This is a genomic window from Vibrio sp. 10N.222.48.A3, from assembly GCF_041475345.1.
Lineage (GTDB): Bacteria > Pseudomonadota > Gammaproteobacteria > Enterobacterales > Vibrionaceae > Vibrio > Vibrio tasmaniensis_A.
On record NZ_JBFRVX010000090.1, the window covers coordinates 1 to 447 of the forward strand.

The 447-nt window shown below is 46.3% G+C and carries 1 protein-coding gene; it reads right to left on the minus strand.

Annotated elements, in window-relative coordinates:
* Positions 1 to 35: 35 nt before the first annotated feature.
* Positions 36 to 447 (minus strand): NAD(+) synthase (gene nadE / locus AB4653_RS03470; RefSeq protein WP_372103335.1); only part of this gene is annotated, 412 nt, incomplete at its 5' end.

The following is a 447-nucleotide window of genomic DNA, read 5'->3' on the forward strand; positions in this document are numbered from 1 at the left end:
CTTCCGGCCTTTTTGATTCTGAGCTAATTCAAAGATTAATCGTAGATCGTTGGGATTGGTTGACGCTTGTGCTGTGTTGCTTTGTAGATGCCAACTAAGCGATCGGATACGTCTTGAGGTACTGTTTTACCTTCAAGGAAATCATCGATTTGATCGTAAGAAAGGTTCAATGCTGCTTCATCGGCTTTCTGTGGATCAAGCTCTTCTAGATCAGCAGTGGGTACTTTCTTAACAAGTTGCTCTGGAGCGCCCAACGTTGCTGCAAGCTCACGAACTTGGCGTTTGTTCAAACCAAATAGTGGTGCTAAATCACATGCGCCGTCACCGTGCTTAGTGTAGAAACCAGTGATGTTTTCCGCTGAGTGGTCAGTACCAATCACCAGACCGCCAACGTAACCAGCAATTTCGTATTGTGCGATCATGCGAGCACGAGCTTTCACGTTGCCT